The organism is Phytohabitans sp. LJ34, assembly GCF_052068095.1.
GTDB lineage: Bacteria > Actinomycetota > Actinomycetes > Mycobacteriales > Micromonosporaceae > Phytohabitans.
The window spans coordinates 39,624-55,128 of the sequence record NZ_JBQHDG010000040.1; the positions used below are offsets into that span (position 1 = coordinate 39,624).

Annotated in this window: 13 protein-coding genes; 7 read left to right on the forward strand and 6 right to left on the reverse strand. The window is 72.9% G+C overall.

Annotation, left to right across the window (positions count from 1 at the left end):
- The first annotated feature begins 1,357 nt into the window (after positions 1 to 1,357).
- From ACTMTJ_RS43535 to ACTMTJ_RS43545, 3 genes are read left to right on the forward strand one after another with little or no spacing between them, the layout of a single operon-like run.
- On the forward strand, positions 1,358 to 4,201 hold the full coding sequence (locus tag ACTMTJ_RS43535; protein ID WP_441224752.1) for a glycoside hydrolase family 3 C-terminal domain-containing protein: 2,844 nt from the start codon (positions 1,358 to 1,360) through the stop codon (positions 4,199 to 4,201).
- On the forward strand, positions 4,194 to 5,267 hold the full coding sequence (locus ACTMTJ_RS43540) for a LacI family DNA-binding transcriptional regulator (protein ID WP_441224753.1): 1,074 nt from the start codon (positions 4,194 to 4,196) through the stop codon (positions 5,265 to 5,267). Before ACTMTJ_RS43535 ends, ACTMTJ_RS43540 begins: the two co-directional genes overlap by 8 nt.
- Entirely contained in the window at positions 5,267 to 5,842 is a 576-nt protein-coding gene (locus tag ACTMTJ_RS43545; protein WP_441224755.1) for an HdeD family acid-resistance protein, read from the forward strand. Before ACTMTJ_RS43540 ends, ACTMTJ_RS43545 begins: the two co-directional genes overlap by 1 nt.
- A 573-nt stretch (positions 5,843 to 6,415) precedes the next feature.
- On the opposite strand, the gene ACTMTJ_RS43550 is transcribed toward ACTMTJ_RS43545, so the two are convergent.
- The 6 genes from ACTMTJ_RS43550 to dhaM all read right to left on the reverse strand — a co-directional run bounded on the left by ACTMTJ_RS43550 (position 6,416) and on the right by dhaM (position 11,139).
- A complete protein-coding gene (locus ACTMTJ_RS43550) occupies positions 6,416 to 7,333 on the reverse strand; it encodes a sulfite exporter TauE/SafE family protein (RefSeq protein ID WP_441224756.1) in 918 nt (305 codons plus the stop codon).
- 157 nt (positions 7,334 to 7,490) lie between these two features.
- Positions 7,491 to 7,940: an RrF2 family transcriptional regulator gene (locus ACTMTJ_RS43555; protein ID WP_441224758.1), complete on the reverse strand. Its 450-nt coding sequence runs from the start codon at positions 7,938 to 7,940 to the stop codon at positions 7,491 to 7,493.
- Between the two features lie 34 nt (positions 7,941 to 7,974).
- Positions 7,975 to 8,853, reverse strand: a complete 879-nt coding sequence (locus ACTMTJ_RS43560; RefSeq protein ID WP_441224760.1) for an acyl-CoA thioesterase — start codon at positions 8,851 to 8,853, stop codon at positions 7,975 to 7,977.
- A 38-nt stretch (positions 8,854 to 8,891) separates the two neighbouring features.
- On the reverse strand, positions 8,892 to 10,346 hold the full coding sequence (pyk, locus tag ACTMTJ_RS43565; protein ID WP_441224762.1) for a pyruvate kinase: 1,455 nt from the start codon (positions 10,344 to 10,346) through the stop codon (positions 8,892 to 8,894).
- A gap of 156 nt (positions 10,347 to 10,502) precedes the next feature.
- Positions 10,503 to 10,763, reverse strand: coding sequence for an HPr family phosphocarrier protein (locus tag ACTMTJ_RS43570; protein WP_441224764.1), 261 nt, complete (start codon positions 10,761 to 10,763; stop codon positions 10,503 to 10,505).
- On the reverse strand, positions 10,747 to 11,139 hold the full coding sequence (gene dhaM, locus ACTMTJ_RS43575) for a dihydroxyacetone kinase phosphoryl donor subunit DhaM (protein WP_441224766.1): 393 nt from the start codon (positions 11,137 to 11,139) through the stop codon (positions 10,747 to 10,749). The genes ACTMTJ_RS43570 and dhaM overlap by 17 nt, the downstream gene beginning before the upstream one ends.
- A 65-nt stretch (positions 11,140 to 11,204) precedes the next feature.
- Between dhaM and ACTMTJ_RS43580 the strand changes: the two genes are divergently transcribed.
- From ACTMTJ_RS43580 to ACTMTJ_RS43595, 4 genes are all read left to right on the forward strand, one after another.
- Positions 11,205 to 11,993 carry an IclR family transcriptional regulator gene (locus ACTMTJ_RS43580; protein ID WP_441224768.1) on the forward strand — a complete coding sequence of 263 codons (789 nt, stop codon included), beginning with the start codon at positions 11,205 to 11,207 and terminating at the stop codon, positions 11,991 to 11,993.
- Positions 11,994 to 12,090: 97 nt separating this feature from the next.
- Positions 12,091 to 13,089 carry a dihydroxyacetone kinase subunit DhaK gene (gene dhaK, locus ACTMTJ_RS43585; protein ID WP_441224770.1) on the forward strand — a complete coding sequence of 333 codons (999 nt, stop codon included), beginning with the start codon at positions 12,091 to 12,093 and terminating at the stop codon, positions 13,087 to 13,089.
- Between the two features lie 28 nt (positions 13,090 to 13,117).
- Positions 13,118 to 13,738: a dihydroxyacetone kinase subunit DhaL gene (gene dhaL, locus ACTMTJ_RS43590; RefSeq protein ID WP_441224771.1), complete on the forward strand. Its 621-nt coding sequence runs from the start codon at positions 13,118 to 13,120 to the stop codon at positions 13,736 to 13,738.
- Positions 13,735 to 15,309 (forward strand): putative PEP-binding protein, encoded by a 1,575-nt coding sequence (locus tag ACTMTJ_RS43595; protein WP_441224773.1) that lies wholly within the window; start codon positions 13,735 to 13,737, stop codon positions 15,307 to 15,309. Before dhaL ends, ACTMTJ_RS43595 begins: the two co-directional genes overlap by 4 nt.
- The last annotated feature ends 196 nt before the right edge of the window (positions 15,310 to 15,505 follow it).

The following is a 15,505-nucleotide window of genomic DNA, read 5'->3' on the forward strand; positions in this document are numbered from 1 at the left end:
CGATGACGGCAGGGTCGCGCTTCGCTTGACGACGGTGGGCGGGGCGCCACCGGTAACAACGGCGGACCGCGTTTCCGAGCCACCGTCGCATGTGCGGTCGGACGCCGTATTGGCGAGTTGTTTGGACAATGGATCGCTATTTTCGCCGCGACATCAATCGCAGAGGTGATCGGCCGGTGATTTGCTTGCGGCGGACGCGGCATGGAATGCGACCGACACCCGAGGCCAGAGGCAGTTCGGCCGGATAACGGCGGTGATGGATGAGGCCGTGATCTTACCGGCGGGCGTTCACTCGGCGCGGATATTGGCCCTTGTGACGACTCGGTGTGTTCGCGACTGTTGCCCTGCCCAGCAGGCGGACCTTGCCTGGCCGGGCATTCCGGGTGTCGCTGCTCGAGCGGGGTGGGCATCGACCGGGTCGGTTCTTCCCGCAGGCCCGCCGCTGGAGTCGCGCGAGAAGTGTTGCGCAGGTGGCGTAGACGCTGCCCGCGGCGCTGAATCAGACCCCAGGCGCGGTCCCGCTGTTGCTCGCGACGAAACTCCTCACCCGCGGGAGAATAGTTACGCGACTTGGTGCGGTCACGCATCCCAGCCAATTCGGCCGTAGTGAACAACTGAAGCTGCCGCACGCAATAATTATCTCGCAGCCGCCGGAAAAATGCTGCCCCAAACGGTGATCGATCAGGTCCCGTTTCGTAGGTGAACCGCAAATTTCGACATTCTAAGATTCCGATACGCGCGACAGCCTAAATTCGGGGCGGGCCACACTTTCCGCCACGGCGCACGCCGCCTGTGCCATCCGGCGTCCCTGGTGCGGTGACCGCAAACGTTGGCCGGCTTCGCGGGCCCGGGCGAGCGACGACCGAAGGCCGCGCTGGGCCTCCGGCATCTGGGGCTTGCACAGCGAGACCTGGCAGTGGACGGTCGGGGGGCGGCTCGCTCTGCGAGCCGCCGGCCGGGAGCGGTGCCCGCGGGAAGCACCCCACGAAAACGCTCCGCTGCGCTCCACGTTTCCCCCGGGGACCCCGCGCATACGGTCCGCAGCTGGCGCGGACGCGGGCAAATCCGCCCGGAACGCCTCGCCGCCAGCGCGCCCCCGACGCCCCGGCAGCAGCCGCCTGACCTGTGGGGTAGCGCTTTCCTGGCAAAACTTGGGAGCGCTCCTATTGACCTGAGCCGCTATGTGGTGCGAGTCTCAGAGGGCTCCGGGCGTTAACACAGCCGAAACCCCGTTAACGCGGCGGAGTTTTCTTCGACGGCTTGTCGAAGCGCTTCGAGCAGACAGACCTCCGCGGTTCTCCCCCGCGACGTTGGCTCCTCGAAGCGCTTCGAAGTCCATAGAGGATGGTTGATAGCGATGACAGAGCCGTATCGCGACCCCGACCAGCCACTCGACGCCCGGGTGGCCGACCTGCTGGGGCGCCTCAGCCTGGGCGAGAAGGTCGCACTGCTGCACCAGCATCAGGCGCCGGTCCCCCGACTGGGGGTCGGCCCGTTCCGCACCGGCACCGAGGCGCTGCACGGCCTGGCCTGGGTCGGGCCCGCCACGGTCTTCCCGCAGGCCGTGGGCCTGGCCAGCACGTGGGACACCGAGCTGGTCCGCGCGGTGGGCGCGGCCGTGGGCGACGAGGTCCGCGGCTTCCACCACAAGGACCCGTCCCGGGTCGGCCTCAACGTATGGGCGCCCGTGGTCAACCCGCTGCGCGACCCGCGCTGGGGCCGCAACGAGGAGGGGTACGCCGAAGACCCCTGGCTCACCGGCGAGATGGGCACCGCCTACGCGTCCGGACTGCGCGGCGACCACCCGACCTACCTGCGCACCGCGCCCACGCTCAAGCACTTCCTGGGGTACAACAACGAGACCGACCGCCACCTCACGTCCAGCAACCTGCCGCCGCGGGTGCTGCACGAGTACGAGCTGCCGGCCTTCCGGGCGCCCATCGAGGCGGGTGCGGCGGTGGCGGTGATGGCGTCGTACAACCTGGTGAACGGGCGGCCGGCCCACCTCAGCCCGCTGATCGACGGCGAGCTGCGCCGGTGGACCGACGGCGAGGTGCTGGTGGTCAGCGACGCCGCCGCCGCGTCCAACATCGCCGGCGGCCAGGGCTACTACGCCGAGCACGCCGCCGGATACGCGGCCGCGCTGCGGGCCGGCATCGACAGCTTCACCGAGGACGACGGCGACTCGGGGCCTACCGTCGCGCGGCTGACCGAGGCGCTGGAGCGCGGTCTCGTCGACGAGTCCGATGTGGACCGCGCGGTGCGGCGGGTGCTCACGACGCGGTTCCGGCTGGGTGAGTTCGACCCGGCGGAGCGCAACCCGTACGCGGCGGTGACCGCCGACGTCGTCAACTGTGCCGCGCATCAGGAACTGGCGCGGGAGGCGGCCCGCCAGTCGATCGTCCTGCTCAAGAACGAGGACGAGCTGCTCCCCCTCCACGGCGGCACGGTCGCGGTCATCGGGCCGCTGGCCGACACGCTGCACGAAGACTGGTACAGCGGCACGCTCCCCTACGCGGTCACCGCGTACGGCGGGCTGGCCGCTCGCGTGCATGCCACCTTCCACGAGGGCGTCGACCGCGTCGCGCTGCGCGGCCCGGACGGGTACGCGTGGGCGGACGAGACCCTCGTAGTGCGGGCGGACGCCGACGCGCCCAGCCGCCCGACCTACTTCGACCTCTTCGACTGGGGCGAGGGTGTCGTCGCGCTGCGGGCCGTCGCCAACGGCATGCACGTCGGCGCGGACGACAACGGCGTGCTCGTCAACGACCGCGCCCAGCCCGGCGGCTGGGTGGTGCGGGAGACGTTCCGCCTCGTGGAGCGGGCCGCCGGTCAGGTCGTGCTGCACCACCTCGCCACCGGGCGGTACGTGACAGCCGGCACCGACGGGGTGCTGCGCGCCGAGGCGGAGGAGGTCGAGGGCGGCACGCCGTTCACGGTCGAGCTCGTCGCGGACGGGGCGCGCGACGCCGCGGCCGCCGCCGCCGACGCGGACGTGGCCGTCGTGGTGGTCGGCAACCACCCGATGATCAACGGTCGGGAGACCGAAGACCGCGCCAGCCTCGCGCTGCCGCCCGCCCAGGAAGCGCTGATCCGCGCGGTCCGTGCCGCCAACCCGCGCACCGTGCTCGTGGTGACGAGCAGCTACCCGTACGGGATCGGCTGGGCCGACGACCACGTGCCGGCTGTGCTGTGGTCGTCGCACGGCGGGCAGGAGTACGGCAACGCGCTCGCCGACGTGCTCCTCGGCACGGCCGACCCGGGTGGGCGGCTGACCCAGACCTGGTACCGCGACGCGGCCGAGCTGCCCGACCTGCTCGACTACGACGTGATCGCCAGCGACGCCACCTACCTGTACTACCGCGGCACGCCGCTCTACCCCTTCGGGCACGGGCTGAGCTACGCCTCGTTCGCGTACGAAGACCTGCGACTCTCCACCGTGGAGGTGGGCGTGGACGGCACCGTCGAGGTGTCGGTCGACGTCACCAACACCAGCGAGCGGGCCGGCGAGGAGGTCGTGCAGCTGTACACCCGCCAGCGCCGTTCCACGGTCAAGCAGCCGCTGCGCCGCCTCCGGGCGTACCAGAAAATCAGGCTGGACCCCGGCGAGACGGTGACCGTCACGTTCACGTTGCGGGCGGCGGACCTCTGGTTCTGGGATGTCACCCGCGGCGCGCGCGTCGTCGAGACCGCGCGGCACACCGTCCAGGTCGGACGGTCCAGTGCGGACATCGCGCTGACCGCGACGCTGTCGGTGCGCGGCGAGGAGGTCGGCCCGCGCCGGCCGCTCGACCGTCCTTTGTGGGCGGTCGACCACGACGACTACGCCGGCACCGTGCTGCTCGACGACGAGCCGCGCCGCGCGGACGCGGTGGGTGCGGCCGAGCCGGCCGGCTGGATCGGGTTCCAGCGGGTCGACTTCGGCGCGGGTGCGGCGGCGGTGGCGGCGCGGGTCACCAGCCGCACCAGGGAGGCGGCCGGCGCCCGCGTCACACTGCGCCTCGACGACCCGCTCTCCGGACCGGTGGCCGGCAGCATCGTCGTGCCCACCGCCAACGACCGCCACGACTGGGTCGAGGTGCGCGCCCCGGTAAGCGGCGCGGCCGGTGTCCGGGACCTCTACCTGTCGTTCGAGGCGCCAGGCGCTACGGTGAGCTGTCTGACGTTCACCAGTGGCGGGATGGAGGCGTCGAGTGACTGAACACGGCGGCGCCAAGCGCGCCGACATGGTCACCATCACGGACGTGGCGCGGCACGCCGGCGTGGCGGTGAGCACCGTGTCATACGTGCTGAGCGGCAAGCGGGCGATCTCCGCGACCACCCGGCAGCGCGTGCTGGCGAGCATCCGCGCGCTCGGCTACCACCCGAACGCGGGCGCCCGGGCCCTCGCGAGCAAGCGGGCCAACGTGATCGCGCTCGTGCTCCCGCTGCGCTCGGGGATGCACCTGCCGGTGCTGATGCAGTTCGCGACGGCGGTGGTGACGACCGCCCGCCAGTTCGACCACGACGTGCTGCTGGTGACCGCCGACGAAGGCGCCGACGGGCTGCGGCGGATCGCGGCCAGCGCGATGGTCGACGGCATCGTGCTGATGGACGTGGAGATGCACGACGCGCGCGTGCCGCTGCTGCGCGACCTGGAGCGGCCGAGCGTGCTGATCGGCTTCCCCGCGGAGGCGGAAAACCTCACCTGCGTCGACCTCGACTTCTACCGGGCCGGCGCGGCCTGCGTCGACCACCTCGCCGCGCTCGGCCACCGCGAGATCGCGCTGCTCGGCGCGCCCGCGGTGGTGTACGAGCGGGACACCGGCTTCGCCCACCGCACCCGCGCCGGGTTCACCGAGACCGCCGAGCGCTACGGCATCGCGGCGACCGCCCAGCCGTGCGAGGAGAGCTTCGACGCGGTGCGGCAGGAGCTCGCCGGCCTGCTCGACCGCCAGCCCGGCTTGACCGCGCTGGTGGTGCACAACGAGGCGGCCGTGGCCCACCTGCTCGCCGCGCTCCCCCTGCTCGGCCGCCAGGTGCCGCACGACATCTCGGTGATGGCGATCTGCCCCGACGAGGTGGCCGAGCGGGCCAGCCCCGCGCTCACGTCGGTGCTCATCCCCGCCGAAGACGTCGGGCACCAGGCGGTCACCCTGCTCATGCGCAAGCTCGAAGGCCAGCAGGTGCCGGCCGCCACGCTCCTCGACCCCCGCCTGACGGTGCGCGCGTCAACTGCTTCGGCCGATCCAGCCGCAATCCGGGCAAATACTGCTGTAATGGGGTAATGGCGAACACCCGCTCGCTGGCACCCTGGTGGCTCTTCCTGGTCACCGGCATCCTGTGGATCGTCTACGCCTGGATCGTGCTCCGCTTCGACAACGCGTCGGTGGCGGCGGTCTCGGTCCTGGCCGGCCTGGTCGTCCTCTTCGCGGCGGCGTCCGAGCTGATGATGGCCTTCTTCGCGCCCGCCTGGCGGTGGCTGCACGCCCTGCTCGGCGCACTCTTCGCCATCACCGGCATCATCATCCTCTTCCGTCCCGGCACCGGCTTCGCGTGGCTGGCCGCGTTCGTCGGCTGGTACCTGCTCGTCAAGGGCTTCTTCGACGTCGTGCTGGGCTTCGTCACCAAACCCGTCAACGACGCCTGGTGGCTCTCCGTCCTCGTCGGCGTGGTCGAGGTACTGCTCGGCTTCTGGGCGGCGGGCAGCTGGGTACGCTCGGCGTTCCTGTTGGTCGCCCTCGTGGCCGGGGTGGCACTGGCGCACGGCATCGCGGACATCGTGCTGGCGTTCCGGCTACGCGGCAGCATCTCCGGCTTCACCGGCCGGGGCGCCGCCGCCCCCGGCCCCGCCGCACCCTAGAAACAGCCGCCGGGCGCGACCGGTCACGCACCTGCCCACCGCCGCGGCGGTCCGCGATTCGATCTCCGGACCGCCGCGGCCCGCGCGTCTCGTCAAACGCTTCGCCCCGCGCGACCGCGCCTCCCGATGGCCTGGAGTCCAGGTGGGGCGCGGCCTCGAAACCGAGATTCAAAAGCAAATCTGAGCTACCGCGACGCCCGTCGTGGTCCAGACCGCTGCTCCCGCGGCCTCACCCGTCCGCCGCCGGTCCCGCTGACCCCTCCCGCCCCTGCCCTCAAGAGCGCACGCCGCCCCCGCCCTGCCCTCAAGAGGGCACCGCGCCTCCCGCCCTGCCCTCAAGAGGGCAGCCCTGTCACCGTCTGGGCGGGTATACGGAACCCCTGCCGGGAATTCACGCCCAAGAGGGCTGCCCTCTTGGGGCAAGGGTGGGGGCTTGGCGCGCGGAGCCGGCAGTGGAGGCCGGGGTTTCGGCGAGCCCTGGCGAGCCGCCGGCCGGAGCGGTGCCCGCGGGAGCATACGGTCTGCAACTGGCGCGGACGGGGGCAAATATCCTAAAAGCGGTGGTTTGACGCTTTACGCCGCGTCCAGGACCGGCACTCGTTCCTCGGCGGAAGCGGCGGCGGCCGGCGTGGTCGCGCGGGTGCGGCGCAGGACGCGCACGGCCAGGTAGATCGCGGCGGCCCAGGCGGCCACGATCGCCAGGTAGACCGCGGGACGGAGGGCGGAGGGTGCGTCGACGGCGCGCATGATGGTGCGGGAGTTGGTCAGCACGATCAGGCCGCCCACCGCGGCGCCGAGCAGCTGGGCCGGCACGATGCGCACCAGCCAGGCGGCGAGCGGGGCGGCGATCAGGCCGCCTACCAGCAGCGCGGCCACGGTCGGCAGCACGAAGCCTTCGGAACCGAGGCCGATCAGGAAGCCGACGCTCGCCGCGCCCGCTACCACGAACTCCGAGGTGTCGACCGAGCCGATCACCTTGCGGGGCTCCATCCGGCCGGAGACCAGCAGCGACGGGGTGGCCACCGGGCCCCAGCCACCGCCGCCGGTGGCGTCGACGAAGCCGGCCGCCAGGCCCAGCGGCGCGAGGAAGCGGCTGCCCAGCGGGCGGCGGGTGCGGCGCTGGGCGAGCGGGCGGGTGAAGCGGATCAGCAGGTAGACGCCGAGGGCCAGCAGGATGCCGGCCATCCACGGCGCGGCGGCCTCGGTGGAGATCGAGCTCAGGAACGTGGCGCCGGCGAACGCGCCGATGCCGCCGGGGAGGGCGATGCGGCGGACGACGCGCCAGTCGACGTTGCCGAAGCGCCAGTGTGCGGCGCCCGAGGCGAGCGTGGTGCCCAGCTCGGCCAGGTGGACCGAGGCGGAGGCGGACGCGGGAGCGAGACCGGCGACGAGAAGCAGTGAGGAGGAGGTGACCCCGTAGGCCATGCCGAGGGCGCCGTCGACGAGCTGCGCGGCGAGCCCGACCAGGGCGAGAACGATCAGCTTCCGCACTTTGTCCACCTCCTCGGTAATTCCGGTCAACTTAGTCGAGAATCAGGGATATGACGGCCGCCGTCAAGCCGGTACCGGAAAGTGAGAGCCGCGCCCCGCGGTCAAAGCTCCTCTCAAGCGGTTAGAACTGCTTGAGAGGAGCTTTGATCACAGGGGCTCAGGCCCAGGCGCGCGGGTCGGCGACAAGCTCGCGCACCCGCTCGGGGAGCGTGCCGGTCGCGACGTCCGCGATCGTGACCAGCTCGAGGATCTGCCGCTCGCTGGCCCGCAGCGCGATCCACACCTCCTGGAGCGCGGCGGCCGCGCCGTGGTAGCCGAGGTCCTCCGGGCGCTGGCCGCGCACGTGCGCGAGCGGGCCGTCGATGATGCGGATGACGTCGGCGAGCGTGATCTTGTCGGCCGGGCGGGCCAGCCAGTAGCCGCCCTCCGGGCCACGCTGGGCGTGCACCACGCCGCCGCGGCGCAGCTGGAGCAGGATGCTTTCGAGGAACTTGGGCGGGATCTCCTGAGCCTTCGCGATGCGCTCGGCGGTCAGCGGGCCCTCGACGGCGGTGGCGAGCTCGACGACGGCGCGCAGCGCGTAGTCGACCCGGGCAGACAGTCGCATGAATCCCATTATCCCGGTCGAGAATGCCGACCGGTCATCCACCTACTCGGCGGAGCAGACCCTCCTGCACGGCGGTCGCGACGTGCCGGCCGTCCTCGGTGAACATGCGACCGGTGGCCAGCCCGCGCGCGCCCGAGGCGGACGGGCTCCAGCAGTCGTAGAGGAACCACTCGTCGGCGCGGAACGGCCGGTGGAACCACAGCGCGTGGTCGAGGCTCGCCCCCACCACCCCGCCCGGACCCCACACCTCGCCGTGCACCGAGAGCACCGAGTCGAGGAGCGTGAGGTCGGAGGCGTAGGTGAGCGCGCAGGCGTGCAGCAGCGGGTCGTCGGGCAGCTTGCCGTCGATGCGCATCCACACCCGCTGATAGGGGTCGGCCGGGCGGTCGCCGGGCGCCACCCAGCCGGGCTCGCCGACGTAGCGCACGTCGATCGGGCGCGGGATGGCCGCCCAGATGCCGGCCCGATCGGCGTAGCGCGCGAGGCGGTCGGCCATCGTCGGCACGTCGTCCGGGCGCGGCACGTCGGGCGGGGCCGGCGCGTGGTGGTCGAGCCCCTCCTCCTGGCGGTGGAACGAGGCGGACATGAAGAAGATCGTGCGGCCGCCCTGCATCGCCACCGAGCGGCGCACCGAGAACGAGCGGCCGTCGCGGATGTTTTCCACCTGGTACTCGATCGGCTCGGTCGGGTCGCCCGGCCGCACGAAGTAGCCGTGCAGCGAGTGGACCAGCCGCGCCGGGTCGACCGTGCGGCCGGCCGCGACCAGCGCCTGGCCGGCGACCTGGCCGCCGAAGACCCGCTGCGGACCGACCCGCGGGCTGATCCCCCGGAACCTGAACGGGCCCAGCTCCTTGAGGTCGAGCACCTCCAGGAGCTGGTCGACGGCCGCCTGGCCGACGACCGCGTCGCTCACGATGTCTCCGGGCGTGCCCGCTCGCCGCGCTCGCTCACTTAACGCCCGCTGTTTCGGGCCGCCGTCGCCGCGTCGACCAAAGAACCGAGCTGGTGCACGCGCAGCGTGTTGGTGGAGCCGGGCGCGTTGGGCGGGCTGCCGGCGACGACCACCACGTAGTCGCCCGGGTTGGCCAGGCCGATGCCCAGCAGCGCCAGGTCGACCTGCCGGAACATGTCGTCGGTGTGCTGCACGAACGGCACCAGGAACGTCTCGACACCCCAGGAGAGGGCGAGCTGGCTGCGCACCTCCGGCACCGGCGTGAACGCCAGCAGCGGCAGCTCGCAGTGAAGCCGGGAGAGGCGGCGGACCGTGTCGCCGGTCTGCGAGAAGGCGACGAGCGCCTTGGCGCCGATGTTGCGCGCGATCTGCGAGGCGGCCACGGTGAGCGCGCCGCCGTGGGTGCGCGGGTCGTGCTGGAGGCGGGGCACGCCGATCGAGCCGGACTCGGTGGTCGTCACGATCTTGGCCATCGTGCTGACCGTGAGCACCGGGTACTTACCCACGCTCGTCTCGCCGGAGAGCATGACCGCGTCGGCGCCGTCGAGCACCGCGTTGGCCACGTCGGAGGCCTCGGCGCGGGTCGGGCGCGAATTTTCGATCATGGAGTCGAGCATCTGGGTGGCGACGATGACCGGCTTCGCGTTTTCCCGGCAGAGCTGCACCGCGCGCTTTTGCACCAGCGGCACCTGGTCGAGCGGCAGCTCCACGCCGAGGTCGCCGCGGGCCACCATCACGCCGTCGAACGCGTCGACGATCGCCTCCAGGTGGGTCACCGCCTCCGGCTTTTCCACCTTGGCGAGCACCGGGCGGCGCACGCCCTCCTCGTCCATGATCGCGTGAACAAGCTTGATGTCGTCGGGCGAGCGCACGAACGACAGCGCGATCATGTCGGCGCCCAGGCCCAGCGCGAAGCGGAGGTCGGCGGCGTCCTTTTCGGACAGTGCCGGCACGCTCACCGCCACGTTGGGGAGCGAGACGCCCTTGTGGTTGGAGACCGGGCCGCCCTCGACCACCAGGCAGCGGATGTCTTCGCCGTGGACGGCGGTCACCTCGACGGCCACCTTGCCGTCGTCGATCAGGAGGCGGTCGCCGACCTTGACCTCGTGCGGCAGCTTTCGGTAGGTGCAGGAGACCCGGTCGGCCGTGCCCAGCACGTCGTCACCGGTGATCACCACGGTGTCACCGGTGCGCCACTCGACCGGCGCCTCGGCGAACTTGCCGAGGCGGATCTTGGGCCCCTGGAGGTCGGCGAGCACGGCGACGGCGCGGCCGGCGGCCTCGGCCGCCTCGCGCACCCGGTGGTAAACCGACTCGTGGTCCTCGTGGGAGCCGTGGCTGAAGTTGAGGCGGGCTACGTCCATCCCGGCGTCTACGAGGCCCCGGATGCGCTCCGGAGAAGAAGTGGCGGGGCCAAGGGTGCAGACAATTTTCGCACGGCGTGTCACGGTCATCAGGCTAGTCCCTCCGCCGGATCGGCTGTCCGGCCGACCCCTGTCGGACGTTTGGTGGCGGCGGGCGTCGGCGACCGTCACCGCGCAGCTTAGTACCGCCGCTCCCACGATGACGTCCCCCACCAGAGGGCCGCACGAGTCCTCCTAAAGGGGTGTCTACTCCGCCCCGGTGAGCACGGCCGCCACGGCGTCGAGCGCCTCGGCCGCGTCCGGGCCGGTGGCCCGCAGGGTCACGGTGGTGCCGGCGGTGGCGCCGAGTGCCATCACGGCGAGCACGCCGCGCGCGTTGGCGACCTTCCCGCCGTACTCGATCTCGACGTCGGCCTGGAACCGCGCCGCCGCCTGGACCACCTGGCCGGCCGGGCGCGCGTGCAGGTGGGCCGGGAGCACCACGGCGGTCTCAGAGCTTACGGACATCGCGCGCCTCCTCCGCGGCCGCGACGGCGGCCGCCAGGTCGGCGCCGGTGGCCGCGATGACCGCGGCGGCCATCGCGCCCTCCACGAACGGCGCGTCGACGATCACCGCGCCGGGCGCGTCAAGGTCGTCGAGCACCGCCCGCGCGGTCAGCACCGAGCTGCCCAGGTCGGGGAGCACGAGCACGCCGGCCCCGCCGTCCGCCTTCTCGATCGCCGCTCGCACCAGGTCGTAGCTCGTGCCGATGCCACCCTCGTCGGTGCCACCCGCCGTCTCGATCGTGAGCGACCGCCCACCCACCTGCAACAGCAGCTCCCGCAGGCCAGCGGCGAGCTCGGCGCTGTGCGAGACGAGTACGATGCCCACGAATCTCGTCATGACCGAAAATGGTATGTTCAGAAACACCGTTCGGCAATACTGAACTCGAGCGGAGAGGCGGCCACATGGCGGTGCAGTCGGTAGCGCGGGCGATCGAGATCCTGCGCGTGCTCGGCACCGCCGCCCGGGGCGCGGGCGTCACGGAGGTGGCCGAGCGCATCGGCGTCGCCAAGCCCACCGCGCACGCGCTGCTGCGCACGCTCGAGGCCGGCCAGCTCGTCGCGCAGGACCACGAGACCGGCAAGTACCGGCTGGGCCCCGCCCTCCTCGAGCTCGGCAACGCGTACCTGGAGACCCACGAGCTGCGGGTCCGCTCGGTGGCCTGGGCCGACGGCCTGGCCAACCGGGCCAACGAGGCGGTGTGGGTGGGCGTGCTCTCGGCCGACCACGTGCTCGTCGTGCACCACGCGTTCCGCCCGGAGGGCGCGGTGCAGATCCTGGAGGTGGGCGCGGTCATCCCGTGGCATACCTGCGCGATGGGCAAGGCCATCGTCGCCCACCTGCCCGAGGCGGACCGCGCGGCGTTGCTCCGCGAGCCGCTGGCCGCGCTCACCGGCGCCACGCACACGGAGCCGTCCGCGCTGACCCAGGAGCTGGATGGGGTACGGGCGACGGGCTACGCGGTCGAGGACGGCGAGGCGGCCATCGGCGACGCGGGCATCGCGGCACCGGTTTTCGACCACACCGGCGATGTGGTCGGCGCGATCGGGGCGGTCGGTCCGGTGGAGCGACTGCTCGACGACGAGGTCCGCGACGGGCTCGCCGTGGCGGTCCGGGAGACCGCCCGCCACCTCTCCCGCGACCTCGGCGCCGGCCGCCCGGCGACCCGCCGTTGGGTCGCCGCGGCGTCCTGAGTCCGACGCTTGACACACGCTCGTAACGCGGACTACGTTCCGAACACACTTCAGCATTGCTGAACGACGTCTCAGCCTCCGGAAGAGGAGCGCGGCCGTGAAGAAGTTCGTCAATGACCCCGCGGCGGTCGTCCGCGAAGCGCTGGCCGGCGTCGCGGCCGCACACCCCGACCTCCGCGTCGACATCGCGCAGCAGATCGTGGTCCGCGGTGACGCGCCGCGGCAGGGCAAGGTGGGCGTCGTCTCCGGCGGCGGTTCGGGTCACGAGCCCCTCCACGGCGGCTTCGTCGGCCTCGGCATGCTGGACGCCGCCGTACCCGGCGAGGTGTTCACGTCGCCGGTCCCCGACCAGATCCTCGCCGCCACCCAGGCCGTCGACGGCGGCGCGGGCGTGGTCCACATCGTGAAGAACTACACCGGCGACGTCATGAACTTCCAGATGGCCGCCGAGCTCGCCGGCGACGAGGGCATCGAGGTGCAGACGGTGCTCGTCGACGACGACGTCGCGGTCGAGGACTCCACCTGGACCGCCGGCCGCCGCGGCACCGGCGCGACCCTGATCGTGGAGAAGGTGACCGGCGCGCTCGCCGAGACCGGCGCCTCGGCCGCCGCGGTCGCGGCCGCGGGCACCCGGGTCAACGAGCAGTCCGCGTCGTTCGCGGTCGCGCTCACCGCGTGCACGACGCCGGCGGCCGGCAAGCCCGGCTTCGACCTGCCCGACGACGAGATGGAGGTCGGCGTCGGCATCCACGGCGAGCCGGGACGGCGCCGTGAAAAGCTGCGGCCGGCCCGCGAGATCGTCGCGATGACCATGGACGCCATCCTCGGCGCCAAGCCGCTCGCCGCCGGCTCCGAGGCGATCGTGATGGTCAACGGCCTGGGCGGCACCCCGCTCGTCGAGCTCTACCTGCTGTACGGCGAGGTGGCCGCGGTGCTCGACAAGGCCGGCGTGCGGGTGGCGCGCAACCTCGTCGGCAACTACGTGACCAGCCTGGACATGGCCGGCATGTCGGTTACGGTGTGTCGAGCGGACGCGGAGATCCTGCGCCTGTGGGACGCGCCGGTCCGCACCCCGGCGCTGCGCTGGGGCGTGTAGCACTGGCCCGCTCCCCAGGGAGGTCAACGTGGACGTCGCGCTCGCCCGCTCGTGGATAGCCGCCATCGCGGCGGCGGTCACCGAGCAGGCCGACTACCTGACCCAGCTCGACTCGGCGATCGGCGACGCCGACCACGGGGTCAACCTCAACCGCGGGTTCACCGCCGTGGTGGCCGCGCTGGAGGCGGCCGACCCGACGTCGGTGGGCGACGTCCTCGTCAAGACCGGCACCACGCTTGTGTCCAAGGTGGGCGGTGCGGCCGGACCGCTCTACGGCACCGCGTTTCGCGCGATCGGCAAGGCACTGCCCGCCGAGAGTGCCACAGTGGACGCCGCCGAGCTGGGCGCGGCGCTGCGGGCCGGGCTGGCCGCGGTGCAGAAGCTCGGCGCGGCGGTGCCCGGCGACAAGACCATCGTCGACGCGTACGGCCCGGCGGTCGCCGCGTTCGAGAAGGCGGCCGACGACGGGCTGCCGGCCGCGGCACGCGCGGCGGCGGAGGCGGCGGCCGACGGCATGCGGGCGACCATCGAGCTGCACGCCCGCAAGGGACGCGCGTCGTACCTGGGCCCGCGCAGCGTCGGCCACCAGGACCCGGGCGCCACCTCGACCTGGCTCGTCTTCAAGGCCCTGGCGGACGTCACAGCATGAACTACACCGGCGTGCTCGGCGCGCCCGGGGTCGGCGTCGGACGGATCCGCTGGGTGGGCGACCACCCGCCGTCCGATGTAGACGGGGGGAATGAGGGCGCCGGTGCCGGCTTGTCTTCCGGGGTGGGAGACGGCACCGGCCTCCTCGCCGCGTTCGACGTCGTGGCGGCGCGGCTGCGCAAGCGGGCGGACGCCCTCCGGGCCGACGGCCACGGCGAGCCGGCGGACATCGTGGCCACGATGGCGCTGATCGCCGACGACCCCGACCTGCGCGGCGCGGCGACGGCCGAGCTGGCCGCCGGTCGCACCCCCGCCGAGGCGGTGACCGCGGCGGCGTCGACCTACGCCGACCTGCTGGCCGCCCTCCCCGACCCGACGCTGGCCGGCCGCGCGGCGGACGTACGCCAGGTGGGCCGCCGCGTCGTCGCCGCGCTCCACGGCGACCCCGGCGCCACTGTGGACGGTCCGGTCATCCTCGCCGGTCACGAGCTGGGCGCCGACGACCTGCTGGAGGTGGCCGACGACCTGGCCGGCGCGGTGTCCCAACTCGGCGGCCCGAACGCGCACGTCGCCATCGTCGCCCGCGCGCTGGGCGTGCCGCTGGCCTTCGGCATCACCCCCGACGCGGCCGACGGCGTGCCCGCCGTACTCGACGGGGCGACGCTGACCCTGGACCCCACCGCCGCGCAGGAGCGGGCCGCCCGCGAGGCCATGCGCGCGGCCGCGCGGCACCGCGCCGACCTCGCCGCCGGCCGCACGCTGCCGGCGGTCACCCGCGACGGCCAGACCATCACGCTGCTCGCCAACCTGGCCACGGCCGAGGAGTCACGGGCCGCGGTCGCGGCGGGTGCGGAGGGCGCCGGCCTGGTGCGGACCGAGCTGCCGTTCCTCACCGCGCCTGGCTGGCCGGACGAGGCCGCCCACCTGGCCGCGCTCCGCCCGGTGCTGGGCCCGCTGGCCGGCCTGACCGCCACGGTGCGCACGCTCGACTTCGCGCCGGACAAGCTGCCACCGTTCCTCGACGGACGGTCCTACGCGGGCCAGCCGCCCCGCGACGCGCTGGCCGACCAGCTGCGGGCGATCGTCGCCACCGGCTCGCGGACCCGGCTGCGCGTGATGCTGCCGATGGTCCAGTCGGCCACGCAGGTCCACGAGATCCGCGCACTGCTGCCCGCCGACGTGCCGTTCGGGGCGATGGTGGAGACCGGCGCCGCGGTGGAGGCGATCGACGAGATAGCGGCGGCGGCCGACTTCCTCTCCATCGGCACCAACGACCTCTCCGCGTCGCTGCTCGGTCTGGGCCGCCTCGATCCCGCCCTGACCCCGGCCCGCGCGGCCGACCCCGTGGTGCTGCGCGCGATCGCGGCGACGGTAGCCGCTGGCGAGCGCCACGGGCGCCCGGTCTCGGTCTGCGGCGACGCGGCCGCCGACCCGCATGCGATCCCGCTGCTGGTCGGCGTCGGCTGCCGCATCCTGTCGGTGGCACCGTCCGCTTTGGACGCTGTCCGCGCCCAGATCCGCACCCTCGACACGGCCGAGTGCACCGCCGCCGCGGCGGCCCTCCTGTCCTGAACCGCCAGCCCTCTGCTGGAGGGGCCCGAGTCATAGAGATGTGGGCTACCGCGATGTCCGCTGTGGTCCATGCCGTTGCTCCCGCGGCCTCACCCGTCCGCCGCTGGTCACGCTCACCCCGCGTAGTTCGTTTGTCCACAATGCCCCGTGCCGAAGCGACGGGCAACAGACCGGACAGATGCGCCGTCACCGCGAG

Excerpts from the sequence above, each read along its gene's own strand:
- ACTMTJ_RS43535 (WP_441224752.1), top strand. The coding sequence starts at position 1,358 with ATGACAGAGCCGTATCGCGACCCCGACCAGCCACTCGACGCCCGGGTG.
- ACTMTJ_RS43595 (WP_441224773.1), top strand. The coding sequence starts at position 13,735 with ATGAACTACACCGGCGTGCTCGGCGCGCCCGGGGTCGGCGTCGGACGG.
- ACTMTJ_RS43580 (WP_441224768.1), top strand. The coding sequence starts at position 11,205 with ATGGCGGTGCAGTCGGTAGCGCGGGCGATCGAGATCCTGCGCGTGCTC.
- ACTMTJ_RS43570 (WP_441224764.1), bottom strand. The coding sequence starts at position 10,763 with ATGTCCGTAAGCTCTGAGACCGCCGTGGTGCTCCCGGCCCACCTGCAC.
- ACTMTJ_RS43555 (WP_441224758.1), bottom strand. The coding sequence starts at position 7,940 with ATGCGACTGTCTGCCCGGGTCGACTACGCGCTGCGCGCCGTCGTCGAG.
- dhaM (WP_441224766.1), bottom strand. The coding sequence starts at position 11,139 with ATGACGAGATTCGTGGGCATCGTACTCGTCTCGCACAGCGCCGAGCTC.
- ACTMTJ_RS43545 (WP_441224755.1), top strand. The coding sequence starts at position 5,267 with ATGGCGAACACCCGCTCGCTGGCACCCTGGTGGCTCTTCCTGGTCACC.
- pyk (WP_441224762.1), bottom strand. The coding sequence starts at position 10,346 with ATGACCGTGACACGCCGTGCGAAAATTGTCTGCACCCTTGGCCCCGCC.